General features: G+C 53.4%; 23 protein-coding genes and 1 riboswitch. Of the genes, 18 read left to right on the top strand and 5 right to left on the bottom strand.

The window, feature by feature from the left end; all coding sequences use genetic code 11:
* Positions 1-356 precede the first annotated feature (356 nt).
* From B1748_RS28725 to B1748_RS28790, 14 genes are all read left to right on the top strand, one after another.
* Positions 357-755, top strand: coding sequence for a GntR family transcriptional regulator (locus B1748_RS28725; RefSeq protein WP_087571402.1), 399 nt, complete (start codon positions 357-359; stop codon positions 753-755).
* On the top strand, positions 748-1863 hold the full coding sequence (locus B1748_RS28730; RefSeq protein WP_087571403.1) for a DUF1648 domain-containing protein: 1116 nt from the start codon (positions 748-750) through the stop codon (positions 1861-1863). The genes B1748_RS28725 and B1748_RS28730 overlap by 8 nt, the downstream gene beginning before the upstream one ends.
* Positions 1864-2000: 137 nt before the next feature.
* Positions 2001-2101: riboswitch (purine riboswitch) on the top strand.
* 122 nt (positions 2102-2223) lie between these two features.
* Complete coding sequence (locus B1748_RS28735) at positions 2224-3570, top strand: NCS2 family permease (RefSeq protein WP_087571404.1); 1347 nt, start codon at positions 2224-2226, stop codon at positions 3568-3570.
* A gap of 857 nt (positions 3571-4427) precedes the next feature.
* Entirely contained in the window at positions 4428-5162 is a 735-nt protein-coding gene (locus tag B1748_RS28740; RefSeq protein WP_256976015.1) for a GntR family transcriptional regulator, read from the top strand.
* Positions 5163-5407: 245 nt separating this feature from the next.
* Positions 5408-6322 carry an N-acetylmuramic acid 6-phosphate etherase gene (gene murQ, locus B1748_RS28745; protein WP_087571406.1) on the top strand — a complete coding sequence of 305 codons (915 nt, stop codon included), beginning with the start codon at positions 5408-5410 and terminating at the stop codon, positions 6320-6322.
* A gap of 38 nt (positions 6323-6360) precedes the next feature.
* Positions 6361-7293 carry a carbohydrate ABC transporter permease gene (locus tag B1748_RS28750; protein ID WP_087571407.1) on the top strand — a complete coding sequence of 311 codons (933 nt, stop codon included), beginning with the start codon at positions 6361-6363 and terminating at the stop codon, positions 7291-7293.
* Positions 7294-7318: 25 nt separating this feature from the next.
* Positions 7319-8161, top strand: coding sequence for a carbohydrate ABC transporter permease (locus B1748_RS28755; RefSeq protein WP_087571408.1), 843 nt, complete (start codon positions 7319-7321; stop codon positions 8159-8161).
* A 168-nt stretch (positions 8162-8329) separates the two neighbouring features.
* Positions 8330-9640 carry an ABC transporter substrate-binding protein gene (locus B1748_RS28760; protein WP_087571409.1) on the top strand — a complete coding sequence of 437 codons (1311 nt, stop codon included), beginning with the start codon at positions 8330-8332 and terminating at the stop codon, positions 9638-9640.
* 2 nt (positions 9641-9642) lie between these two features.
* On the top strand, positions 9643-10611 hold the full coding sequence (locus B1748_RS28765) for an N-acetylglucosamine kinase (protein WP_087571410.1): 969 nt from the start codon (positions 9643-9645) through the stop codon (positions 10609-10611).
* A gap of 43 nt (positions 10612-10654) precedes the next feature.
* Positions 10655-11404 carry a sugar isomerase domain-containing protein gene (locus tag B1748_RS28770; RefSeq protein WP_087571411.1) on the top strand — a complete coding sequence of 250 codons (750 nt, stop codon included), beginning with the start codon at positions 10655-10657 and terminating at the stop codon, positions 11402-11404.
* A gap of 4 nt (positions 11405-11408) precedes the next feature.
* Positions 11409-13649, top strand: coding sequence for a DUF6259 domain-containing protein (locus B1748_RS28775; RefSeq protein WP_087571412.1), 2241 nt, complete (start codon positions 11409-11411; stop codon positions 13647-13649).
* The gene (locus tag B1748_RS28780; protein ID WP_087571498.1) at positions 13577-14377 is read left to right on the top strand and encodes an MBL fold metallo-hydrolase; all 801 of its coding nucleotides are present in this window, start codon (positions 13577-13579) and stop codon (positions 14375-14377) included. Before B1748_RS28775 ends, B1748_RS28780 begins: the two co-directional genes overlap by 73 nt.
* 42 nt (positions 14378-14419) lie before the next feature.
* Positions 14420-18004 (top strand): outer membrane protein assembly factor BamB family protein, encoded by a 3585-nt coding sequence (locus B1748_RS28785; RefSeq protein WP_179215885.1) that lies wholly within the window; start codon positions 14420-14422, stop codon positions 18002-18004.
* 430 nt (positions 18005-18434) lie between these two features.
* Positions 18435-18872, top strand: coding sequence for a DUF3221 domain-containing protein (locus tag B1748_RS28790; RefSeq protein WP_087571414.1), 438 nt, complete (start codon positions 18435-18437; stop codon positions 18870-18872).
* Positions 18873-18979: 107 nt separating this feature from the next.
* On the opposite strand, the gene B1748_RS28795 is transcribed toward B1748_RS28790, so the two are convergent.
* Positions 18980-19189, bottom strand: a complete 210-nt coding sequence (locus tag B1748_RS28795) for a helix-turn-helix domain-containing protein (protein ID WP_087571415.1) — start codon at positions 19187-19189, stop codon at positions 18980-18982.
* A gap of 10 nt (positions 19190-19199) precedes the next feature.
* The gene (locus B1748_RS28800) at positions 19200-19631 is read right to left on the bottom strand and encodes a DUF2975 domain-containing protein (RefSeq protein ID WP_218781668.1); all 432 of its coding nucleotides are present in this window, start codon (positions 19629-19631) and stop codon (positions 19200-19202) included.
* A 131-nt stretch (positions 19632-19762) separates the two neighbouring features.
* Here B1748_RS28800 and B1748_RS36590 point away from each other — a divergent pair, with 131 nt between their 5' ends.
* The gene (locus B1748_RS36590; protein ID WP_143810404.1) at positions 19763-19933 is read left to right on the top strand and encodes a LamB/YcsF family protein; all 171 of its coding nucleotides are present in this window, start codon (positions 19763-19765) and stop codon (positions 19931-19933) included.
* Positions 19934-19968: 35 nt separating this feature from the next.
* Here B1748_RS36590 and B1748_RS28805 read toward each other — a convergent pair whose 3' ends face one another.
* Positions 19969-21048, bottom strand: a complete 1080-nt coding sequence (locus B1748_RS28805; protein ID WP_087571417.1) for a phosphodiester glycosidase family protein — start codon at positions 21046-21048, stop codon at positions 19969-19971.
* Positions 21045-21476 (bottom strand): hypothetical protein, encoded by a 432-nt coding sequence (locus tag B1748_RS28810; RefSeq protein WP_087571418.1) that lies wholly within the window; start codon positions 21474-21476, stop codon positions 21045-21047. The genes B1748_RS28805 and B1748_RS28810 overlap by 4 nt, the downstream gene beginning before the upstream one ends.
* 230 nt (positions 21477-21706) lie before the next feature.
* Here B1748_RS28810 and msrB point away from each other — a divergent pair, with 230 nt between their 5' ends.
* The 3 genes from msrB (at position 21707) to B1748_RS28825 (ending at position 25063) form a co-directional block, all read left to right on the top strand.
* The gene (gene msrB, locus B1748_RS28815; protein WP_087571419.1) at positions 21707-22678 is read left to right on the top strand and encodes a peptide-methionine (R)-S-oxide reductase MsrB; all 972 of its coding nucleotides are present in this window, start codon (positions 21707-21709) and stop codon (positions 22676-22678) included.
* 330 nt (positions 22679-23008) lie between these two features.
* Positions 23009-23632 carry a nitroreductase family protein gene (locus B1748_RS28820; RefSeq protein WP_256976008.1) on the top strand — a complete coding sequence of 208 codons (624 nt, stop codon included), beginning with the start codon at positions 23009-23011 and terminating at the stop codon, positions 23630-23632.
* A 147-nt stretch (positions 23633-23779) separates the two neighbouring features.
* Positions 23780-25063 carry a TraB/GumN family protein gene (locus tag B1748_RS28825; protein WP_087571420.1) on the top strand — a complete coding sequence of 428 codons (1284 nt, stop codon included), beginning with the start codon at positions 23780-23782 and terminating at the stop codon, positions 25061-25063.
* 93 nt (positions 25064-25156) lie between these two features.
* Here the strand turns inward: B1748_RS28825 and B1748_RS28830 are convergent, their stop codons facing one another.
* Entirely contained in the window at positions 25157-26443 is a 1287-nt protein-coding gene (locus B1748_RS28830) for a LysM peptidoglycan-binding domain-containing protein (RefSeq protein ID WP_087571421.1), read from the bottom strand.
* Between the last annotated feature and the right edge of the window lie 45 nt (positions 26444-26488).

Consider the following 26488-nt stretch of genomic DNA (forward strand, 5'->3'; position numbering starts at 1 on the left):
GAGCATGGGAACATTAATGCAACGCTAGTGGAAAAAGTCCCTCTATTCTGGCGTCGGAACCTGGTTCTGCGACAATAAGGGGAATTTCTCCATCTAATCCATGGCCTATCACGTGCAGAGCCTAAAATATCTTGGAATATAGGGCACTTTTCACTTTATTTCGTCTTCAAGACAGCAGACTTCAGCAATAGAGGGAGGAATTCCGTTTATTTGTTCGAGCTGTCAATAGGCTGCATATATGTTGGTCATCTTTGGCCCCACAGTCTGCGTATTTCATTTGCCTATTGCGTCTTATAGTGTCAACTGTTATAGTTGATATATAACAACTAATCGATATATTTTCGGAGGTGAAGCCATTGCTATTGGAAATCGATCTGCAATCGGAGGTGCCGTTGTATACGCAGCTCGTTAATGCCATTGTGGAGGGCATTGCAAGGAAACGGCTGCGTCCCGGCGAGCCGCTGCCATCGGTTCGAAGTCTCGCGTCGGATTTGGGCATCAACCTTCACACCGTGAACAAGGCGTACCAAATTTTGAAGCAGGAGGGGTACGTGCAGATTAACCGGAAGCAAGGCGTCGTCGTACATCCGGACACGATGCCCCCCGCCGACGAATCTTACCATCAACGACTGAATGAACAACTGAAGCCGCTGATCGCGGATGCGATCTGTCGGGGATTGACGAAGGAGCAGTTCGGCGCATTATGCCACGAAGTGTTCGAAGACATGAGAAGAGAGGAGAATACGAATGGCTAATAATTGGATGTTGCTGCTGGTACTTGTAATTATGATTCCCGTCGTGCTGACGACAACCGTCATTCCGCTGCTGACGAGGAGGATCGAAAGCTTCGGCGTGACGATTCCGGAGGAAGGGCAGAACCACCCGGACATCAGAGCGCTGCGCAAAAGCTACTTGTGGTGGAACGGGGGGCTCGGCGCGTTGCTGACGGCTTCGCTGATGATTATTACGTTCCGGATCTCCAGCGACAACGCCTGGGGAATCGCGCTCGCCGCCCATACCGTATTGTATATAATCGTTTCCTTTGGCATCTATTACAAGATTCATCGAGCCGTAAAGGCCATCAAAGAAAAAGAGCAATGGCTTAAAGACGCGCCTCAGCGCATTATGGTCAGCACGGCCTTCCGCACGGAAAAGCTTACCCAGCCTCATTACTGGTTTATCCCGCATTTGCTGCTTATTATGGGGACGATACTCGTCTGCGTGCTCGGTTACGACCGGTTCCCGGAGCTCATGCCGATGAAATACGATTTTAACGGAGAAGTGACGCGCAGCGTGGCAAAAAGCTACACTTCCGTCCTTTGGCCCGTATTCGTGCAAGCCTTCCTTCTGATTGTTTTCGTCTTTACGAATGTCGTCATCGGGCGCAGCAAACAAGTCGCGGAAGCATCCGATCCGGAAGGATCGCTGCATCGCAACCTGAGGTTCCGCCGAATCTGGTCCGCTTATTTGATCATCTTCGGTTTTATGATTATGGCAGCCATCGGCATGATACCTGTGGGGATGTTGCTCGACTGGTCCGGCAATGTTTCTGCGTTAGCCACGATCTTGGTGGTGGGACTGATGGTGGTATCCTCCATAGCGCTGTCCGTCAAAACGGGACAAGGCGGAAGCCGGCTCAAGTCGGAGAGCGGAGGCAACCCGCAAACAACGGTTGCGTCGGCCGCAGATCACGATCGCCATTGGAAGCTGGGAGTTATCTATTTTAACCCGAATGACCCGGCGCTGTTTGTGGAAAAGCGGTTCGGCATCGGATGGACGATGAATATGGCAAGACCGGTCGTGTGGATCATTGTTGTTCTCATCATTTTGGTCGCCGTAGGGCTGCCTTTGATCATCGAGTAGGCAGTTCCGATCAATTGGCAACTGGAATTTAAATGAAAACGTTCCATTTACGAATAATGGAATAAATTTCGAGTCGAATATTCGTGAAAAATGTTGACAAAACGTTTGCTCTCTCATTAGAATTAAAGTCGGAAGACAACAACCGCATAGGAACTTTTCGTATAATCTCAAGAATCGGCTTGAGAGTCTCTACTCGGTCACCGTAAATGATCAGGCTACGAAAAGGGTGAAGAAAGCAAGTTCGCTGCGGTCCGGCGAATGTTTTCTTCCCTTTTTGCAGAGCCTAGAAGAAATGCCATTATGCATTTTTTACTAGGCTTCTTTGTTTGTTCCAACACAATTTTGGGAGGGTTATTCAAAATGGAACGTTTCTTTCGTTTGAAGGAACTGGGAACAAATGTCAGAACTGAAGTCATGGCGGGACTGACGACTTTCATGACGATGGCTTACATACTGGCCGTCAACCCGGCAATCTTGTCGCCGACGGGTCTGGATTGGACGGCTGTCTTCCTGGCTACGGCACTGGCAGCAGGTATCTTCACGATCGCGATGGGGTTGTTCGTGAACTTCCCGGTTGCTCTCGCGCCGGGCATGGGGCTTAACGCATACTTTGCATCGGTTATTCTCGCTTCGGCCGCAACGGACACTCCGATATCCCCGGCCATGGGTCTTACGGCGGTATTTATCTCAGGTATTATCTTTATTATCCTGACGGTCACGCAGATCCGCCAGATGCTCATTACCGCCGTGCCGGACAGCCTGAAGCACGCGATTACGGTCGGCATTGGCTTGTTTATCGCCGTAATCGGTCTTAAGAACAGCGGCCTGATGACGATTATCGCCTTCGAGGACGGGGGTACGCTTATCTCCCTCGGAAGCTTCCACAATGAAAATGTGGTGTTTACCGTCATTGCAATCGCTCTGATCGCGATTCTGATGGTCCTGCGCGTGCCGGGAGCTATTCTTTTCGGCATCCTGGGTACAACGGTTATCGCGCTGATTTCCGGTCATGTTAATATTAGCGAAGCGCTTGAAGGAAAAACCTGGATTCCTGACTTCTCCACGATGAACGTATGGCATTTCGACTTCGCGGGCGTTATGGAAGTGGGCTTGATTACAGTTATTCTGACCTTCACGTTCGTCGAGCTGTTCGATACGTTCGGTACGCTTGTCGGCACGGCTAACCGCGCCGGCGTCATGAAGGACCCCGAAAAAGGGAAAAAAGTTGTGGGCAAAGCGATGATGGTCGACGCGATCGGCGTTGGCGGCGGCGCTGTCCTTGGAACGAGCACGGTAACGGCTTTCGTCGAGAGCTCCGCGGGCATCGCGCAAGGCGGACGTTCCGGCTTGACGGCGGTAACGACGGGCATCTGCTTCCTGCTGGCGATCTTCCTCTCGCCGCTCGTAGCGCTCGTGCCTGGAACGGCGACTGCGGCGGCACTGATTATCGTCGGCGTGCTGATGATGCAATCCGTTAAAGAGATCGACTTCTCCGATATGGTCTATGCGATTCCGGCATTCCTGACGCTTGCGATGATGCCTTTCACTTACAGCATCGCGAACGGCATCTCCTTCGGTATCGTATCCTACGTCTTGCTCGCATCGGTTGCCAATATAGCTGGCAAAGGCAAATACAAAGTACATTGGCTCATGTGGATACTCGCGGTACTGATCATTTGCCGTTACGTATTTATGGGCGGCGAATAATCAAATGGAAGGCAGCAGCGCTGGACCGGCGCTGTTGCTTTTTTTTGCCGTTTAGCAAATTATGCGACATACCGGACTGTGAATAATGAGAGCGGATGTAGGCGTTAAAAACGCGGATGGACCGGAAGGTAACTCTGATTAGCAGTCATAGGCGTTACTAACGCCTATGGCTCTAAAAAGTAGGCGAGCGAGCCGTTGTAGGCGTTAAAAACGCCGATGGACCGGAAAGTAACTCTGATTAGCGTCCATAGGCGTTAGTAACGCTTATGGCTCCAAAAAGTAGGCGAATGAGCCGCTGTAGGCGTTAAAAACGCCGATGGATCGTAAAGTAACTCTGATTAGCGCCCATAGGCGTTAGTAACGCTTATGGCTAAGAAAAGTAGTCGAACGAGCAGTTGTAGGCGTTAAAAACGCCTATGGACCGTAAAGTAACTCTGATTAGCGCCCATAGGCGTTAGTAACGCTTATGGCTAAGAAAAGTAGGCGAACGAGCAGTTGTAGGCGTTAAAAACGCCGTTGGATCGTAAAGTAACTCTGATTAGCGCCCATAGGCGTTAGTAACGCTTATGGCTTCAAAAAGTAGGCGAGCGAGCCGTTGTAGGCGTTAAAAACGCCGATGGACCGGAAAGTAACTCTGATTAGTGTAAATGTGTTTGCTCCCACATTCTATATAAGTTTCGCCGAAACAATAGCGTCCGAAAAGGGGGGGATCCGTCAGGCGTTTCACCGTGCTAAAAGCTACAAAAAATATTTTTAAATCTAAAAAGGAATTTGTAAAAGGAGAGCGAATATGTATTAATGTTAAGTGGTCTATACGTCTTTACAAATTAGCAAAAAAAGAAAGTTGGTTATTGATTATGAAGTATCAGCTCAACAAGAACATTCCCATACCGCTTTACTTTCAATTGAAGCAGCATATGATCGAACAAATCGAAAGAGAGGAGTTAAAGCCCGGAGACAGCATATTGTCCGAGCGGGAGCTGAGCGAGATGTTCAGTATCAGCCGAATGACGGTCAGGCAAGCGCTCCTGGAATTGGTCAACGAAGGGAAGCTGATCAGGGAGCAAGGCAGAGGAACCTTTGTAGCCCAGCCCAAAATCGATCAAGGCTTGTACAAATTAACGAGCTTTAGCGAAGACATGGTTAGCCGAGGATTGAAGCCAGGGGCATATGTTGTCGATGTGGATGTGACGACGCCTCCGTCAAACGTTCGGCAAGTTCTAGGACTCGAAGAAAATACGAAGACGGTCATTCTTACCCGTGTCCGGCTTGCTGACGAGAAACCGATGGCGCTGGAGACGACCCATCTTCCAGTGGATCGCTTCCCGGAATTGGCGCACGAATCATTCGAAGGCGTGTCGTTATACCGTTTGTTGTCCGAGCGATATGGCGTTTCTCCTGCGAGAGCAAGTCAGACTATCGAGGTCGGGATGCCGACGGCGCGCGAAATAAATCTGCTTCAGGTGAGAGCGGACATTCCTATGATGTTAATTAAGCGAGTTACATTCGACGGCGACGGCCATCCCTTCGAATATGTTAAATCCGTTTATCCGGGCGACCGTTACAAATTCCATTCGGAGCTGGCGAGATAGATCAAAGATAACTTGCAACCGCAGGCGCTACAGGAGGAGTTGAGGCATGACCAAGAGAATCGCGGTTCAAGATTTACAATCGAAAGACGGCTTGCGGCGGAAGCCCGCGCTTTATGCCTGGCGCTTCCGCACAATATGAAGTTATCGTTAAAGTGGTCTATACATATGGATGTATAGATTCATATGGAGTATGATGAAATAGACTCAAATCCGCATCGCGGATTAAGAGAGGGAGAGAAGAAAAGATGGGAGAGCGACATTCTAAATCAGAGGTGTCCGAACAGATAAATGACCGTTCTTCGGACATGGATGCCATGAATAGCTTGGAGATTCTGCAACTAATGAATGACGAAGATCATGCCATCATGCCGGCGCTTAAGAAGGCGCTTCCAGACATTGCGCAGGCAGTAGACATTATCGTCGACCGATTCCGCATAGGCGGCAGATTAATTTATGTCGGCGCAGGTACAAGCGGCAGGCTGGCTGCTATTGATGCGCTAGAATGTCCCCCGACATTCGGCACTTCTCCCGAGCAGGTATCGTTCCTGCTTGCAGGCGGTCCGGAGGCATTTCTTGCACCGATTGAAGGAGCGGAGGACGACGAAGAAGCGGCAGCTCGCGAGTTGCTCGCCCTCGAATTGACAAGCAACGACTGTGTCGTAGCTTTGAGCGCAAGCGGGAGCACGCCTTATTGCATAGGCGCTTTGAAATATGCAGCCGGCTTGGGAGCTGCGACAATCTCGGTTTCTTGCAACCAGGAGACGGTCATGGGAAAGCTTTCCGATCTGTCCATCGAGGTTATCGTGGGTCCTGAACTGCTTGCGGGCTCGACGCGCTTGAAGGCGGGGACCGCGCAAAAAATCGTTCTGAACATGTTGAGTACGGCCAGCATGATTCGTACGGGCCACGTGTATCGCAATATGATGGTCGATATGCAGCCCTCCAACTCGAAGCTGAAGAGACGCGCCGTTCAAATTGTCAGGGAAGCAACCGGTGCCGGACAAGAGGAGTCGGAGCTTGCGCTCCAGAGCGCAGACTGGCGCATTAAGACGGCCGTCGTAAGCCTGCTTGCGAACGTAACGCCGGAGGAGGCGGAAGAGCTTCTGCATCGATCGGATGGATTTGTTCGTCTTGCCGTCCGTACGGATATGCAAAAGTAGAAAAATGATGACTCATTACGAGAGGAGAGGTTGCTTGCATGCAGCACACAGCTTCCGAACGCGCGAAGCGGCCGAAGGTGTTACGAAGACAACGATGGGGCGACAATGAAACTTTAATGGGTTGGCTGTTCATCCTGCCCGTTCTTGCTGGAGTTGCGGTATTTACTTACGGAGCGCTGGTGTATTCCTTTTTTATTTCCTTGACGGATTGGGATCTGCTGACTCCAGCCAAGTGGACGGGATTTAGCAATTACGGCATGCTTTTGCGCGACGAAGAGTTTTACCAAACGTTTGGCAATACGTTGTTTTTTGTAGTCACGATGGTGCCGATCGGGATTGTAAGCGCCATGACGCTGGCCATCTTGATCCACAGGCCGCTAAAAGGGGCGGGATTTTTTAGAGCGTCCTATTACTTGCCTCACATCACGTCAACGATTGCGATTGGAGTCGTTTGGCTCTGGATCTTCAATCCGGATATCGGCAGCATCAACACCGTATTGTCGTATATCGGCATCGATAATCCGCCTCGCTGGCTGGAAAGCACATTTTGGGCGAAGCCCGCGCTTGTGTTGATGCGCATTTGGCAGATTAGCGGCTATTACATGATCCTTTACCTCGCGGGACTTCAGACGATTCCGGACGAGTTGTACGAGGCGGCTTCCATAGACGGAGCCAGCCCTTGGCAGAAGACGAGATACATAACCGTGCCGCTGCTGGCAAACACGACATTTATAGTCACTGTTCTGCTCATGATCGAATCGTTTAATATTTTCGAAGCCATTCTGGCAATGACGAAAGGCGGTCCCGGCGGTACAACCAATTCGCTGCTCTACTACATTTATACGGAGGCATTCCAGTCTTATCGAATGGGTTATGCGTCCGCGCTGGCCTGGGTGCTGTTTTTTATCTTGTTCGTATTAACGCTGATCCAGTTCTGGCATCGAAGAAAAAGCGAAGGCGCTCGTATGTAAGTCACCAGAGGAAGGAGACAAGTGGATGAAGCTTCGTGGAACGATATCCCGGATCATTCTCTACGCGGGATTAACGGCTATTGCCGTACTCATGATTTACCCGTTCGTTTGGGCGATTACGGCCTCCTTTAAGACGAACGCCCAGATCTTTAATGGAAATCCGTTCGATTTGCTGCCCAGACCGTTCACGTTCGATAATTATGTTCAAGTATGGACGGTATTGCCGTTCTACCGATTTTTGCTAAATTCGTTGATGCTGTCTATTATCGTGCCTTTTTGCAATATCGCATTGAGCTCGCTTGCCGCTTATTCGTTCGCGCGGCTGCGGTTCAAAGGGCGGGATGCCGTATTTCTGATCTTATTGGGCGTGATGATGATGCCTGGTCACATTACGCTGATTCCGAATTATTCGCTTATGCGAATGCTCGGATGGATTAACGAATATCAGGCGCTCATCGTTCCGTCGATATTTGGCGCATCGCTGGTTTTTAATATATTTTTTATGCGGCAATATTATCTTGCGATACCGAGAGATTTGGACGAAGCCGCGATTATGGACGGCTGCAGCCGATTCGGCATATGGCGTCGAATCATTTTGCCCAATGCGAAGCCGGCACTGGCAACCATTGCGATCTTGTCGTTCGTGGGCGAATGGAATTCCTTCTTATGGCCGTTAGTCGTTATGAACGATTATTGGAAGATGCCGATTCAAGTCGGGATCACCTATTTGCAAAGCAATACCAACAACGACTGGGGCATGCTGATGGCTGCCGCCTCCATGTCGATCCTTCCGCTGATTATCATCTTTTTGGTATTCCAGCGCCACTTCATCAAGAGCATGCTGACCTCCGGACTCAGCGGCAAGTAATCGGCTTGGGCTACTTATTCGTTAGAGGCCTTGAACTGGCTTGAGAGGATGTGATGCGAACGGAACAGACAGGATTATGGGATGGGTTGTTGGTTTGGAGGATATAAAAAGATGGGTTGAGCATGATCCGGAAGTATTCCATTTGATCAATCGAGGAGGTTTTTGGCCATGAAAGCAACGAAATTATCCTTAGTGGCATTGATGACGGCATTGATGGTGATTGTAACCGCATGTTCCGGCAATAACGGAGGAAATACCCCGCCGAGTCCAAGCAATTCTGCAGGACCGGAGGAGAGTGCGGCGACGCAGAAGCCCGAGCCCCCGAAGGAAAGAACCAAAGTTGAGGTTCTGTCGTGGTGGGACTTCACCCAGTCGGAGCCGCTCAAGCAACTGAAGGCCAAGTTCGAAGAGTTGAATCCGGATCTGGAGATGGAATATATTCAGATCGGCTCAGGTTATGCAGACAAGGTTCTGACGATGATCGCGGGCGGAGGCGAGATGCCTGAGGTGATGATGCTGGCTATGGACAGAATTCCGGTATACGCGGAGAAAGGAGCGATTCTTTCCCTGGAAAGCTACGTTTCGGACGAATATCTATCAAGCGCGTATCCCGTCGTCTCCAACGCGTTGTCATTTGAAGGCAAGCCGTTTGCCGTAGCGAGGGATATTACGAGCAAAGTCATGTTTTTAAACAAAAAGATGTTCGATGACGCCGGCGTGGCCTATCCCAAGGAAGACTGGACATGGGAAGACTTTAGGGCGATCTCGAAGCAGTTGTCGGGCGACAGCCAATGGGGCTTTTATTTCCCGAAATACGCGGACGGCTATACGTCTTGGCTCATGCAAAATAACGGCGGGCTCGTGACGCAGGACGGCCAGTCGATGCTGGGCAAGCCGGAGAGCGTGGAAGCGCTTCAGTTCCTGCACGATCTCGTGCATGTCGATAAGTCGGCGCCTACGGAAAGCCAGGCTCAGCAATTCGGCTCCAACGACGTATCGACGTTTGTGGCGGGCAAGGTTGCAATGATCGCGGGAGGCTTGTCCTATACGGCTACGTTCGAGAAAGAAGGGGTCGAATATTTGATTCGTCCGCTGCCGCAAGGGAAGCAGAAGCTCAGCACATCCTTCGTTAATGCATGGGTCATTCCGAAGGGGGCCGATAACCCGGATTTGTCGTGGCGCGTGCTTGAATTTTTGAGCGGGAAGGAAGCCCAGCAGATCGCCCTGGATACGGGGATGGGCTTGCCTGCGGTGCAAGGCGTCGATATGAAGTCGTTCCTGGAGAAGCATCCCGATAACCGCTATTTGATCGAAGCGCTGTCGTATAGCGTTCCGTTCCCGACGCCGGTGCACGGAGCAGCGTTTAACACGGAAGTTGCCAAGCAATTCGATCTGATGTGGCTGGGCCAGAAGTCGGTGCAGGAGGCAGTCGACGCGGTCGAGAAAAACGCGGCTTCTGTACTGTCGGGCGGCAAGTGACGATGGTTAACGATTTTGGCGAGTCTATGCTGTTCCTTGCCATCGATGGCGGAGGTACGAAGACGGAGGCGGTCGTCGCGGACAGGGGCGGCCGCTGCCTCGGCAGAGCCGTCTTCGGCGGCTCGAATCCGAATTTTGTCGGCTTCGAAGCGGCGGCGCATGCGGTTGCGGCAGCCGTCCGCAGCGCGCTGGAGGCGGCTTCGGCTTCCCCGGGCCGTATAGCGAAGGCAGCCTGCTGCATCCCCGGGATGAAAAAGCATAGGGAAGAGCTGTCGCGGCTGCTGGAGGATGAGCTGGGCTTGGCGTCGGTCTTATACGACAGCGACATGGATAGCACGCTGTTTGGCGCGCTTGGCGCCAAGGAAGGGATCGCGGTGCTTGCGGGCACCGGTTCGTTCGCAATGGGCGTTAATGAGCATGGCGATATTTTCGTAGTCGGGGGATGGGGGCCCATCATCGGCGATCCCGGAAGCGGCTATGCTGTGTCGGCAAGCGCCTTGCGGGCCGCCGCGCTCGCCCATGAAGGCAGAGGACCGAACACGTTGATCAGCGACAAGCTGAAGCGGCATTATGGCGTCACGGATATCGCGCAGCTTAAGTCCGTCATATCGGCGGACAACACGGGCAGTCTGACCTATCTCGTGCGCGAGGCTGCATGCGAAGGCGACGGCGTTGCGAAGAAGCTGATCTTCGAGGCAGGGGAGCAGTTGGCCGAGCTGGCGCAGGCCGTTATCAAGCGGCTGGATATGGACGATGCCCGTTACAAGGTTGTTTTGACCGGCGGGATGACGGTATTCGGAGATCCTTTATTATCCGCCTTCACCGCGTCATTGCGCAGAGAATGTCCAAGCATTACAATCGGGACGCCGTTCGGTCCCCCGTCAGCAGGCGCGTTGATGTTGGCTTATCGCGCTGCCGGCGTGCCCTGGAGCGACGATCTGCTGGGCAGTCTAAAGATGACCTTTCTTTGACCTGAGAATTGGCATATAGAATTCAATCGAGAGGCGGAATTGGATGTTACCCCTTACCTACTTTCAGAACATGAGGAGCGTGCTCGACAAAATCGAGTCCACGCAACTAAATGCAATTGATCAAGCCGCGCGCGCGATTGCCGGCAGCCTGGAGAACGGCGGCATCTGGCATCTGCTGGACACCGGCCATATGCTGATGTACGAAGGCGTGGGAAGAACGGGCGGCATGATGGCGGTGCGTCCGGTGCGGATTGCCGTCGATGTTTCCAACCCGACGCGTTACCGCGAAGCGGACGTCACGCGGACGCGCAAGAAGGCGTTTATGGATGAGATCGAAGGATTGCCCGCATTCATAGTAAACAAAAGCAATATGCTCGCCGGCGACATTTTGATGATCGGGTCGGTGTCGGGCATCAATGTATTGCCCGTGGAGATGGCTCTGTATGCCAGAGAACTCGGACTGACCGTCATTGCGATTACCGCCGTCGAATATTCGAGCTTCCTGACTTCGGCGCATAAGAGCGGCAAACGGTTGTTCGAAGCCGCCGACATCGTCGTGGACAATTGCTCCAATGTCGGAGATACGGTGCTCCATGTGGACGAATTGGATATTGGCTTATGTCCTTCCTCCGGCATCGCGGCTTCGTATTTGTTCTGGGCGATCGAAGCGCGAGTGGTGGAGCTGCTCGTAGCGGCAGGGAAGAAGCCGAGCATCTATAAGAGCAATCATATGCCTGGCGCGGGCACGCATAACAGCGAAGCATGGGCCACTTACGAAAAGGAAGGGTACTGACGCCATGCAACACAAGCTGGAGAACGACTATATCGCCGTAACTTTCGATGAAAGCAGTCTCGGCATTGTATCGCTGCTTAACAAAGAGACTGGCGATGACTGCGTCAAGCACGAACAGGTTCGGCCTTTGTTGGCGCTCTGGACGTCAAAACGCGGAGAAACCGGGCGTCCCGCAGGTCCTTTGGAGGGCATAAGGCTGTTGTCCTGCCAATCCGCAGCTACAGCGGACGGCTCCAAGATGTTGGAGCTGACGTTCGAAGCCGATCCCGGCGGCATCCGGAGCAGCGAGCTTGGAGGAGCGGTGAGCAGGGAACTGGACGTGGCCGGCGGCAACGAGCTTGGAGGAGCGGTGAGCAACGAACTTGACGGGGGCGGTGGCAACGTACTTAACGTGCCGGGGAGGAAAGCGGCGATCGGCGCGGTCGTCCGAATTCGTCTTGCTCCGGCTAGCGGGGAATGTTATTGGAGTCTCGAACTCCGCAACGAAGATGCGGACTATGACGTGACGGAGGTGTTATTCCCGTATCTCGGCGGTATGCAGCTAGGCTCGAACAGAAGCGAGAACCAACTCGTGTACCCGCATCATGCCGGGGAGAAGATTGGCGATCCCGTTCTGCATTACGCTTCGGACAAATACATGAATTTCTGGCGGGCGCAGTCCTTCCGTTCGGATGACTGCTATTATCGGGAAATCAATTATTGCGGACTTGCCTCCATGACATGGATGTATTTGCACGACCGGAAGCAAGGCCTGTATTTCTCTTCGCATGACGAGCGGTTTCCGTTGACGGGCCTGCGAGTCGAGACAGGAGGACCCGAGGAGCCATGGCTGGGCCTGTCGTTCCGTAAATTCCCGCAAGTCGGTACGGGGGAGAAGTGGCATTCCGGCGAATATTGCCTTGCGCTCACGAATTGCGATTGGCACTGGGGAGCCAAACGGTACAGACAGTGGATCGATGGCCATATCGCGATGCCTGAGCACCCTTCCTTCCTGCAAGATGAATATGTTCTTCATCAGTGCTACAACTTCAAGAGGCAGGAGAACATCGACAAGCGGTTTGCCGATATTCCCGCGATGTACGATCAAGGCAAGTCGGCATTCGATATGAGACATATGCTGCTCGCTTCCTGGAACCGCAAGGGCTTCGACCGGGATTATCCCGAATTTCAGCCCGACATGGAGCTGGGCACGCCATGGGAGCTGTACGAAGGTTGCAGCTACGTGAAGGAACAGAACGGCTTCGTCACGTTCTACATCAATGCCAGAATCTTCGACGTGGATTCGGATTTTTTCCCGACGCTGGGCCGGCGATGGGCGATCAAGGATCAGGAAGGCGGGATGATGCACGAAGAATACGGCCCGAACCGCTTCGTCGCGCTATGTCCCTCTCACGACGAATGGCAAAATTATTTGCTCGACATGTCGCGATGGATGGTGCGCAGCTACGGCGCAACCGGCATCTATCTCGATCAACTGGGCTCCGCCGACCCGTATCCGTGTTACGATTCCGGACATTCCCACATTCGACCGGACGAATTTAATACCGGTTATTTGCGGGTATTGAGGAAGCTGCTGCCCGAAATGCGGAAGATGAACCCGGACAGCTTTCTCATGATCGAGAATTGCGGCGACATCTACGGCAGCCACGTGTGGGGGAATTTGACCTGGAACGGCGAGAAGTACGACGAATTTTTTAATTTGTACAAATATACCTTCCCCGAATATGTCCAAATCAACATGGTCAATCCCAGGCGAGGGCTGTCCGGCAGCGAGCAGTACGAGCAGCTTCGGAGAGATACGGCTAGGGCGATGCTCTTAGGGGCGATATTCTGGATCGGGATGGATAAGTTCAAGGACGCGGATGATATCACGCTCCGCTTTATGGAACAGGCGGTAAAGCTGCGCGGCAAGCTGCAGCCGTTCGTCCGCCAAGGCGTCTATGTCGACGATGACGGAATCGCGTTCATCCGCGCTTCGGAGACCGTTAAGGTCAGCCATTGGATCCTGCAGGACGGCGGACATCTGTACGTGATCGACAATCTGAGCAAGGCGACGGGGTATTTCGAGGTCGAGGCGGCGAGCGTCGGAGCTGTCGGGGAGAGCGCAGACGATGGCGGGCTGCAACTATGGAAGGCGGAGCTGGGAGGCGATGAAGGAGAGGTTTCCTGGCAATGGCTCGACGGCAGGCTGAGAATGGCGTTGCCGGAATCGGAGCTGAGCTGCATCGTGGTGAACGCGCGATGAAGCTGACCGTTCTGGGGAACAACGGCACGTTTCCGAGGCCGGGTGGCGCATGCTCCGGGTATTTGCTGGAGCATGGCGGACGTTTCGTTCTGCTGGAGTGCGGCAACGGCGTGATGAGCAGATTGCAGACATTGTGTCCGATCGATCGGCTGGAAGGCATCGTCGTGTCGCATCTTCACGATGATCATTGCGGGGATCTGCGCATATTGAAGTATGCCGTGGAGACGAAGCGGGCGCTGGGCGCAATGGAGCGGATTATTCCCGTCTATATGCCGGCTTCGCCGGGAGCGGAAGCGGGTCAACTGCATTATCCCGAAGCATTTGACACGGGTACGATCAACGAGAATACTCGGCTTGCTATCGGCGATCTGCACTTCCGATTTGCCCGTATGATACATTCTGTCGAAACCTATGCAGTGGAAATTTCTTGGGGAGGCGGCAAGAGGCTGGTTTATTCCTCCGATACGACGCTGCACGAAGGTTTGATCGAATTTGCCAAGGGAGCGGATGTGCTGCTATGCGAGGCGACAACGGCGCGGAGAGGCGCCGTTGCTCTGCCGCACATGACGGCGGGGGAAGCCGGTTATGCCGCACGGACAGCCGGCGTCGGCCAGCTTATTTTGACGCATTTTTGGTGCGATGAGAAGGAAGAGGAGTGCCTCCAAGAGGCGCAGGCCTCTTTCGACAACACGGAGACGGCAGAGGAGATGAAGCAATACGAGTGGTAATCGAGCCCAATTAGAAACGGGTACGGGGAGGAATGAATGACAATGAACGTTCTACGAAAGTTGGGAAGAAGGAGCCAAAGCTGGACCGCGGCGCTTGCAACGGTCCTATTGGCCGCGATGTTGTACGTGTTGCCGCTGACGACTGCGGATGCGGCCGAGCTTGCCGCCAATCCGCTGGTGACGGGATCGCTTGCTCCTGGCGCCATTACCGTGCATGACGGGACGGTGACGGGCGGCAGCCATCAGTCTTTGCGGAACAACGATCAGAACTATTACGTCATACAAGCGGGTGCTGCCGGCGCGGGCTACGAAGTCGATTACTCGTTCTCGGCGACGCTTGGAGCGGAGAAAAGCCGGCTTCGAAGTCTCTTTATTCCGATCGATGGCAAATCATCGCTAGCCGGAGTATCCCGGGAAACGCTGCTATGGAACTTCGGCACGTCTAATTGGGATGTGGTCGCTAGTTCGACAACCGGCATTACCGACAGCGAGCTTCTCTATTCGTCCAATGTTAAGGCCGCATTCGCCCCTTACGTGTCCCCATCATCCGAAGTGCGGGTTCGGCATACATTGACATCCGCCGCATCCTTCACCGCTTCTTCGGATTATATGAATATCCTCTATGAATACAGTGATGCAGCGAACCTGCTGGCAGCTTCTTATGATGCGGACACCGTTCGTCTGGCGGAAGGAACGGTCTCGGCCAATGACGCATCCAAGCTAGCCGATCGGGACGGCATTGCTTATTCCGTGTCCTCTGCGGCCAACAAGGCTGACTGGCAAACGCAATTCACCTTGGAGCAAGCCGCCGACCAGATCCGGACGTTAGTTGTCGAATATGACGGAAACTATTCCGCCGAAGCTAATACGCAGTGGCTGTCGCTCTGGAACTACGAGACCGGCAACTGGGAGGTCGTGTACGATACGCCGGCGCGGCCGGAAGGATCCGCGGCAAGATGGGCGGTATCGGACGCGGTCGCGATCGGGCGCTACGTTTCCGCTAACAACGATATCCGCGTGCGTCTCTACAATTCGGGATCCGGCGCGTTCGTACGGCATTCCGACTACTTAAACGTTACCGTCTATTATGAGCCGACCCTCGGCTACAAGACGTTTTCTCCCGACGCGGCGACTGTCGAATTCGGCACCGCGACCGGCGGCAACGCGGCGAGTCTTGCGCAACGCGACTTGAACAAGCTCGTAATCGCAAGCGATGCGAGCAAGCGAATCGCCTGGATAAGCGAAGCGGGGTTGACCGGCGTTGATAAGCGCAAGGTGACTTCGCTCACCGTGTCGATGACGATGAACAGCAGTACAAGCGAAACGAATCCAATGTATTTATCCCTCTGGAACTTCGATACCGGATCCTGGCAAGTGCAGAAAACGATGAAGACGCGGACAGAAGAGGAGACGATCCGCTTTACCGTAACCGATCCGTTGCACCTGGAGAGCTATATCTCCGACGCTTCGGAGGTTCGGGCGAGGGTATACAATTCTGCGGTGTCGGCTACGCCGGCCTATACGAGGGCAACCGATTTGCTTCATTTCGGAGTGGAGTACGGGGATGTGACCGCATTCGAATTCGCGATGATCAGCGACGTTCACGAGCTTGTTGGACATAACAACTTCCTGTCCGTCATTGATGATCTAAATACCGTCGTCCAGCCGGCATTTATCGTAAATACGGGCGACGTGACCGATCATGGCGTCCCGGCCGAATTCGACCAATATGCGATCGACAGAGCGTTGATTGAATTTCCTCTGTACGAGGTGCCGGGCAACCACGATGTGCGCTGGTGGAATTCCAACGGCAAAAAAGATTACGAGCAGAAGGTTGGACCGCTCTATCAATCCTTCGACTACGGAGGCGTGCATTTCGTCTTGCTGGACTCCACGGTAACGTTGGAGAACGACGGCAAGCTGTCTCCCAAGCTGTTGAATTGGGTGGCGTCGGATCTGGCAAACGTGTCCCAGGAGACGCCGATCATTTTTTTCGCCCATCATCCATTCGAAATTTTGCGCAACGTGACGGCCAAACAAGAATTGCTCGATCGATTCCGGAATTATAACATCGTTGCTTACCTGAGCGGGCATATGCACCGCTGGGACGAGTCGGTGGAGAACGGCGTTCCATGGGTGTTTATCGGTCAACTGAAGGAGTACCAGGAGTATATTCGGGTAAAAATCACGCCCAACAAGTTTTATATTACGCGCAGAGACGCGGCAACGGGCAATGAAACAGCGTATCTCGAGGGAGATATTCGCAATAAGCGCAAACCTTCGTGGGAGATAACAACCGCTTCGGCCCTGTCGAACGGAGACGTGAACGTGGCCGTTCAAATGAACGACTTGCCGGACGGCATCGTATCGGTTCAAGCCAACATTGACAATTACGGCGGATGGACGACGTTGAACAAGCTGGGGAGCACCCAAACGTGGACAGGGACAATCGACATCTCCTCCTATTCGCCGGAAATACCGTATGGCAAGCACTTTGTTGCTGTACGAATGACCGACTTGAACGGTGAAGTTTGGAAAACGTATAAGGAATACGAGTGGGGCGGAGGCGCTGTTGCGACCAAGTGGACGTACAAGACGGGCGGCATGATTCAAGCGCCGCCGACGTATCACGAAGGCCGCGTATACGCGGGTTCCGAGGACGGCAAGGTATATGCGATCAACGACAGCGACGGCAGTCTCGCATGGTCGTACCAGACGGGCGGTGACATCCTCTCATCGCCGGCGGTCTACGAACGCGCGGCGCCGCAGTCCGACCTTATTTTGATCGGCTCCCATGACAAGAAGCTATACGCGTTGAATGCGGACACCGGAGTGCCCGAGTGGACGTACACGACAGGCGGCAGCGTGATCTCCAATCCGCTTGTTGAGGGCGGCGTCGTTTATTTCGGCTCCGGCGATTTGTACATTTATGCTCTTGATGCGGATGACGGAACTCTGATGTGGCGCTACTTGACCGAAGGGCTGCTGCGCCAGACGCCAATTCTGGAAGGCGGCAAGCTGTATGCCAACGTACGCGACAAACATGTGTGGTATGCGCTTAATGCAAGCGACGGCAGCTTGTACTGGCGGGGCAACGCCAACACGGACGATTCGTTATTCGTCATCGCCGACGTGGAGCCGCTGTATGCAGGCGGACAGCTCTGGGTCATCAATCCTATGCCGGGCAAGATCAGCAGACTTAATCCCGCCACAGGAGCGGTCACCTGGTCTGACTCCACAGGGAAAAGCTTCTCTTCGCGCGGCGGTGCGACGGACGGTACGAATGTATTTTATGCGACGCATCACGGACGAATCCTATACGCATTCGATGCAGCGACGGGAACGGTCGATTGGATCAAGGATTTGCGGGCTGGCGCTACCGATTCGGACCTGCAGCAATATTCGGTCAACAGCGGACTCGTCTATGCCGACGGCATCCTCTTCCAGGTCGCCGAACGCGGCCGGGTCATCGGGATGGATCCCGCCAACGGCAATATTCTGTTCAAGTACGATGCCGTGGGGTATCCGGAGCGCGTGCTGTGGTCGACGCCATCCGTCGCCAACGGGACGATTTATATGGGCGGTATAGACGGAGTGGTTTACGCGATCCGTTATAACGGCATTTAAGGTTTTTACGAGGGGCTGCCTTTGGGCAGCCTTTTTTGTCGTTAAAAGTTTAGGATAATATGCGACTTAAAGCAGGCGAATGAGCGGCTGTAGGCGTTATAAACGCCGATGGATCGGAAAGTAACTCTGATTAGCGTCCATAGGCGATAGTAACGCTGATGGCTCCAAAAAGTAGGCGAACGAGTAGTTGTAGACGTTAAAAACGCCGATGGACTGGAAAGTAACTCTGATTAGCGTCCATAGGCGTTCGTAACGCCTATGGATCCAAAAAGTAGGCGAACGAGCGGCTGTAGGCGTTAGTAACGCCTATGGGGCCAAAAAGTTGTTGTCCGCGACTGCTTTCCTTTAATGCCTGTTTCTCATCGCTCATGTTGGGGTAAGCCTATGTAAGAGAATGCAACATATTTCTTGTACATGGAGGGTGATCCATATGATTAAGCTTGGAGTAACGGTATTGGCGGGGGCGCTGTTCCTTACGGGGTGTTCGGACGAGACAGGAGCGGGCAACGTTCAGGATCAGCCGCAGGAGGAGCAGCACCAAGAACAACGGGCAACGGAAACGGCTCCAGCTAACGAAGAGTGGGATTACAAGCAAGGGCGAGTCGTTGCCATTGATGTACCCAAGCTGCTAGTCGTGCAGAGTGCGGACATTACCGATCTGGAGCTGGCGCCGACGAAGGAAGCGCTCGAAGAGCTGCTCGACGTCGTGAAGCCGGATGCCGTATGGGTGACCGTATCGGACGAGTCGCTGTTGGAAGGTATTGAAGTAGGCGATGAGGTCAACGTCGAGATTGCGGGAGAACTTACCAATACGTATCCTGCAGAAGGAACCGCGACGGATGTGAGGGAAGTCATTGAAGTATCCTGACGAGTTGACGTTGTTGACACGGAGGTATTGGATGGATCCATGAGAAAGCGGCAGCCAAGGACAAGAAATCATGTCTATGGTGCCGCTTTTTTGCTATGAATCGATGGTTATTCATCCGCTCTGTATTCCAGCAGATCTCCGGGCTGGCAGTCCAACGCCTTGCAGATTGCTTCCAATGTCGATAAGCGAACCGCCTTGGCCTTGCCGTTCTTCAGGATGGACAGGTTCGCCATCGTAATGCCGATCCTCTCCGCAAGCTCCGTTACGCTCATCTTCCTCTTCGCAAGCATGACATCAATATTAATGATTATAGCCATTTCATTCACCTCATATCGTTAGGTCGTTTTCTGCTTGAATCGCAATGGCGTTGTTAAGGAGCTTCTGCAGCACGGCAGCGAAAACCGCAATGACGAGCGGAGCGAATACGAGTACCATCCCAACTACGATCATACCCGGAGCATCGTCCACGTCCGCTATGAAATAGAGGAAAGGCAGACAAGCCGCGAACAAGGCGCTGACGGCGAGGGCGCAATTTCTGATGTTCCGCAGTGCCGTAACGGACAACTCCGAGAACGCCAGGTTTTTGTCAATATAAGCGAGAAGTTTCATGGTTTGAAATAACGCGATGAAATAGGGGATTGCCGCAGCGTATATACCAGCGATGACGGCATACAGCCAATATGCGGGATAACGTTCGGCGGGATCGCTCGCGATCGCCGGAAGGCCAAAGACGCATAAAGCAAGAATCGGAATTCCCATCACGATGACGGCTGCCTTTAAAAATAACGTTTCTCGTTTCAAAAACAACACCTCGGTTCTTTAATGTTAGGTTGAGTTTATCATAAAATTTATCGTAAAACAATAAATAATATCTGTTATTAAGTATATACATGTTGTTATTCACGTACGTGGAGTGCGTGCGGGTAACGCGTGTGAAGACGCACACCGCGCTGTACAACACGGCAGCAAAGGATGCAGGGTTAGTGGACGAGATCGCGGAAGCCATATATAAGGTAGACGGGAATGCTAAAAAAACGGCGATCGCGCTCAAATTCCGATAGCGCGACCGCCGTTTTTCCGGGGCAGTTTTATTTTTTTATTTGAAAAACAAAAAATGAGTAGGCAGCTTGCGCAACGATCCGTCCGACGGCTTGTTAATAAGCTTGCCGTTAAAGACAAGCGATGAGGATCCGCCTCCGTCCAGATTATAAGCGTCTATCGCGCCATAACCCTTTAGGAAGTCCTGGAGTTCCCCGAGCGTCGCGCCGGAGCTCCCCGCTTCATTGTACCCGTCAGTAACGAGAATGAGCAGTTGATCGTCCTTGTAGTTCGCGATGACGGTACGCGGCGCGCGGCGAGGACTGACCTGCCACTTGAGCGGAATGCTCTGGGCGGCTCCCCCGCGCAGCAAGACGGGAACGAAGGAAGCGCCGTATTTCGGCTTCAGGGCGTCCAACTTGTCCTTGCTGGCGAATTTGCCGCCGATCAATTTGTTTTTATCGTTCATCCCGACAAAAAACAAATCCGAATAAGAAGCTTCGAAGCCGGTCACATATTTGCCGTCCACGATCGTGTTGCTCAGCGGGTAACGTTTGCCGCCGCCGTCGGCGAAGCCGCCCGCATTGACGCCGACCGCCGCCTTATGCGACTGGACGGCTTGCATCGTAGTCTGGGCTTGTCCGATCTCGGAGCCGCCGAGCACCATCTTCATGGCATCGCCTGACTTCAACTTGATCTTGACCGCGTAACTCTTAAACGAATCGTTGCTCAGATAGAACAGCTGAGCGCGAAGCTTGTCCGTATCGATCGTGGCGGAAGGTTTGCCGAGCTTCGACGTAATCTTCGCGTCGTAGATAGCGAGCGGCCTTGCCGCTTGCGCGGCGGCAAGCTTGGAAATTGCGGTCATCTCCGCGTTGGTTCTATTGTACAAGTCGAGCTGTTTCTTGATGGACTCTCCGGTTCCTATAGCCGTTTCGCGAGCGGCATCCAGTCCGACGTAAGCTTCCGATAACAGAGCCTCCGTTCTGGCGAGCGGTTCGGAGGAGGCAAACTCCGCTCCGTCCAGTCCCGAGAGCTGGACGGCCATTCCGCTGGCGATAAGCCAGATCAAGATGCCGACGAAGGGCGACAAGGCGAGAAGCGCCGTGCGATTCAACGTTTTGGCCGTGATGTTCATTTAAGCACGTCCAAGCTTTTTTTTAATTCGTCCAGTTGCTTCTTGACCTCGTTAAGCTGCGTATATAGCTTGTTGCTATTATCGGTCTTGGTATCGGCGTTATCCTTGGTAAACGTAAGCAGTTCATTTAAAGCGTCGATCTTGCCTTTAAGCTCCGTCATTTCGGCCGCATAGCCGGCATCCAGATCCGCAAGCTTGGCGTCGTACGCCTGCTGCATCACCTGGAGTTGAGCGGAGGTTTGCCGTTCGATATCCGCCGTAATATCCTGTTGCATCCGGTCCGTGTACCACTTCGCCATATAGAAGCCGCCGCCGATGAGCACCGCCCATACGGATATGAACACGACGAGCGACAATACGCTTCTGCGCTTGCGCGTCGCATGCTCCTGACGGCTTGCAAGGTTGCTTTCCAAACTTACTTCATTCATCTATTCATTCACCTCTCAAGCCTGAATTCTGTGTCGCCGCGGATGAACGAACCGTTGTGTGCAATATTGCCCCTGTCCCGTTTTGCCTACCAGTAAGGACGCTTTTTATGCCGAAAGGTTGCGAATGTCATCTTATTGTAACAAAGAGGGGCGGCGGCGTCCTTGGTTTTCGAAAGTGCAAATGTTGGTTTATAATAGAGACATGTTAGCAGAAAGGTGAGGTGGCAACCATGGCAGAACAACAATCGAACCAGTACGAGAAGGTCGCATTCGCGGGCGGATGCTTCTGGTGCATGGTGACGCCGTTCGAGGAAATGCCGGGCATCGTCTCGGTCGTATCCGGTTATATAGGCGGTCATACCGTCAACCCGACGTACGAGGAGGTTTGCTCCGAAACGACGGGACATGCGGAAGCCGTGCTGATCACTTATGATCCGGCGGTATTCCCGTTCCGGAAGTTGCTCGGCATCTTCTGGCAGCAGATCGATCCGACCGATGCAGGCGGCCAGTTCCACGACCGCGGCGAATCATATCGCACGGGTATCTTCTATTACACGGAGGAGCAGCGGCAGGAGGCAGAGGCTTCCAAGGCCGAGCTTGCAAGCAGCGGACGCTTCGACAAGCCGATCGTGACGGAGATTACGGAGGCGGAAGTCTTTTACCCTGCAGAGGAGTACCATCAGGATTATCACAACAAGAATCCGTTCCGTTACAAAATGTACCGCAGAGGCTCCGGCCGCGACGCCTTCATCGCAGAGCATTGGTCGGCAAAGAAGGACCAGCAGGAACTGAAGCGAAAGCTGACCCCCATTCAATACAACGTGACGCAGGAGAACGGGACGGAACGTCCGTTCACTGGCGAATACTGGGACCATACGGAGGACGGCATCTACGTCGACATCGTGTCGGGCGAGCCGTTGTTCAGCTCCAAGGACAAGTACGACGCGGGCTGCGGCTGGCCGAGCTTTACGAAGCCGCTTCAGAAAGCCGCGGTGACGGAGCATACGGATTCGAGCCACTTCATGGTTCGCGTCGAGGTGCGGAGCAAGGAAGGCGACTCCCATCTCGGCCATGTCTTCGAAGATGGTCCGCAACCGACTGGGCTGCGGTACTGCATTAATTCGGCTTCTCTCCGGTTCGTGCCGAAGGAAAAGCTTGCCGAAGAAGGATATGGCGAATACGCTTATTTGTTCAATGACTAAAAAAGATGAAAAATCTAACAGACACCAGCGACGCTATTAGTCCGATTTTTAACCTCAACCAAATCTAACGGACGGGAAAGACACTATCTGGTCGTAATGGAGCCCATTTGCGCGATGATGATGCCAATAAGGTCCCGTGTGTCTGTTAAATTTTCGAAAACCTAAAAAATCGAAGAATAGCGTCATTTATGTCCGATAGGCAGTGAGTGGCTTATATTTCACCGGCAAACGGTGCCTTCTTGCACAGCAGGACGGCGAAGCCGTTTATCCTTGCCATCAAGCTATATTTGAAATATTAATTAAACATGGGCACAGAAGGAGACTGGAGCAATGAGCATGGAAACACCCGCAACGAATGCGCCTGTAGAGCGCGAGTCGATGGACGTTTTGGAGGCGATTCGCACACGTCGTTCCATCGGCAGAGTGAAAAGCGATCCCGTGGATCGCGCGGTCATCGAGAAACTGCTGGAAGCGGCAAGTTGGGCGCCCAGCCATTTCAACACGCAGCCTTGGCGCTTCATCGTCATGACGGGCGACGGAAGAGCGGCGCTTGGCGAAGGGTACGCCAATGTGGCCAAATCGGGCTGGCCCGAGATGAGTGCCGAGGAGTTAGAGGCGAAGCTGCAGAAGGAGCGGGCCAAAGCATACCGTTCGCCCGTTGTCATCGCGGCTGTCTACTCCAAGTCGGAGGACGCGCGCGCCGTATATTCGGAAGAATTGGCGGCTGCCCAGGCTGCCGTTCAGAACCTGCTGCTTGCAGCACACGCCCATGGCTTGGGCGCGATTTGGCGCTCGGGCGAGCCGATGTACAATTCGTTGATGCGCAGCGCGCTTGGCTTAACGGAAGGCAAGGAAGAGCTGACCGGCCTCATCTACTTAGGTTATCCGGATATGGCGCCTCCCGCGCAAAAGCGCGCGCCGATCTCGGAGAAGACGGTATGGCTGGAAGGCTGATCGTTTGGAGAATTTGCATTTGGAGTTCCCTACTCCCGCCTGATGGCGGGGGTGGGGCTTTTTGCGGTTTAGCGACGCTCCTGTTTACCATTTCCGCTCTATCAAATATGGAAAAGATTTGATAGAATAGGAGGTACCTTGGTTCGAATGAGACCAAAGACCTATTTTGTGGATAGAGGAGAGAGCCGGCAGATGAAAGGTTTTACGGCATTTATCGCAGCGCTATTACTATCTTTAAGCTTGGCCACCGGCGCATCGGCGGCCACGCCAACGCCTCCCTCCATCTGGATTGACGGACAGCCGGTCAAGTTCGGCGAACAGAAGCCGTTTATCGAGAATGGCGTTACTTTCGTCCCGGTTCGCATGCTGCTGGAGGAGCTGGCTTTCGAGCTGGACTGGAACGAAAAGCTGAGAGTCGTTACGGCGACCGGCGAGAAGGCAACCATCATCCTGGAGATCGACCGCAAGACGGCGTATGTCAATTCCAAGCCGCAAGAGCTGGACGCTGCGCCCAAGATCCTCAACAAGACTACATACGTGCCGCTGCGATTCATTATTAGCGCATCCGGCTACGAGATCGAATGGCTGGAGGACATTCGCGCGGTCCTCATCGATACAATCCAAGAAAGCCGCGGCTTTATGTACAAGGTGGAGAACGGCGAGAACGTCGTTTACCTGCTTGGTTCCATCCACGTCGGCAACGATGCGATGTATCCTCTTCGCGACGAAATCACGGATGCCTTCCAGGAAGCGGACTTCTTGTCAGTGGAAGTGAACGGAGAATCGGATGAGGTAGATTATGAGAAGCTGCTAGGAAATCTCGGTTACTATAAGGACGGTACGACGCTTCGCAATCATTTGTCTACGGAAGGGTACGAAGCAGTCGTGCAACTCTTGACGGATCTGGAGCTGGAAACCAACACGCTTGATACGCTCAAACCTTGGTTCGCATCGTTTGTTCTGGACAGCTGGCTTCAAGAGGAGTCGGAATTCGAAGCGGAGCTTGGCATCGATCAATATTTTATGGATCAAGCCATCAAGAAGGAAATTCCGATTTTGGAGCTGGAGTCGGCGGAGCTGCAATACAGAATGTTCGATAATTTCTCGGCCGAGCTGCAGGAAGGGATGCTCATGGGTTCCGTCTATGGCTTCTACAACGAAAGCGACAGCGTGCAGGATTTGTCTTCCATGTGGGTGGACGGAGATATCGAGATGCTGACCGAGCTCGCGGAAGATTCGAAGTCGAACGAGGAATATTACAACGCCGTGCTGAGGGACCGCAACGTGGGAATGGCGGAAGGCATCGACGGCTACTTGAACAACAAGGAAGCTTCAACGTTCTTTGTCGTCGTAGGTGCTCTGCACCTGCCCGGCGAGGACGGGGTAGTCGCGCTTCTGGAAGAGATGGGCTACACCGTTACCCGTATCTGATTGTTTCAACCTCGAAATGGCAACAAACAAGGCTGTCCCTCAGGTTAAAGACCACATGGGACAGCCTTGTTTGTTTTTATCTTCGCTTACGAATTACCGGACGTATTTTTTGATCGTAAAGTTTTCGCCCAGGACGAACCAGTTCTGCGGGAAAGAGACGCCAAGCACCCAATAGCTCACTCCGCGCAGTCCAAGCCGCTTTACGACGTCGAACTTCGCCTGGACGCTGCGAGCATCCTCGAACCAGACGACATGCTGGGCGCCCTGCTCGTCATAATAATGGAAGAACGGCGACTGAGACTCTTCGTCGTACTCAATTTCGGCGCCGTATTTCGCCGCTCGCTCCACGGCCGCGAAAGGGCTGACCGTCGGCGCCCATCGGCCGCCCGAGACGTATGGTAGCGTCCAGTCATAGCCGTACAGCGGCATGCCCATGACGACCTTGTCAGCCGGGATGACGCTAAGCGCGTAATTGAGGACCTTTAGCACTTCGTTTAGAGGAGCAACGGCTCTCGGCGGTCCGCCGGACCAGCCCCATTCGTAGGTCATCAGAATGACAAAGTCGAGAATGCGTCCGTGCGCCTCGTAATCATGCGCCTCGTACAACGTGCCCGTTTGCGTGGCGGACAGCTTGGGCGCAAGCGCGGAGGAGACGAGATAGCCTTGCGGGCGCAGCGTGTCGACAAGCTTTTGCAGGAACGCGTTATACAACTCTTTGTCGGCAGGCGGTACATATTCGAAGTCTACGTTCAGCGCCATATAGCCTTTCTGCGCCATAACGGCGACGATACCCGCGATGACGCGATTTTGAACCTCCTCTTCGGCTACGACGGCATGGGCGATATCGGGACTGAAGTTGCCGTCCACGAAATTCGTGATCACCATCATGGGGGCGGCCCGCTTTGCGTATGCCGCGGCGATGATGGCCGTATCGTCCAGCGGCCTGAGACTTCCATCGGGCTGAACCCGATAGCTGAACGGGCTCAGAAAGGTCAAATATTCTCCGATTTCGTTCACGATGGCCACGCCGTTCTGCTCCAGCTTCTCGGTATAGGCATTGACCTCGATAACCGGCTTGGCCGTGGTCGGAATTTTCAGCATCTGGCCGGGATAAATAAGGGCGGGATTCCGAATGCCGTTGGCGGATGCGAGCTCCTGGAGCGTGACTCCGTATCGTTGGCCAATCTGCCATAACGATTCGCCTGCAAGCACTTTGTGAGAAGCGGGAGACGGCTCCGTCGGCACGATGACAGCCTGCCCGATGACCAATATGCTTTGCTCGGACAAGCCGTTTGCGACGAGAATATGCGACAAAGGAACGCCGTAGTTTTGAGACAGCTTCCATAGCGAGTCCCCGTTCTTGACGGTATGAATGATCAAGACAATGACCTCCTTATATATTCGGTACGTCCCGTTAAACCTTAT

It is taken from the genome of Paenibacillus sp. MY03 (assembly GCF_002165585.1).
GTDB lineage: Bacteria > Bacillota > Bacilli > Paenibacillales > Paenibacillaceae > Pristimantibacillus > Pristimantibacillus agaridevorans.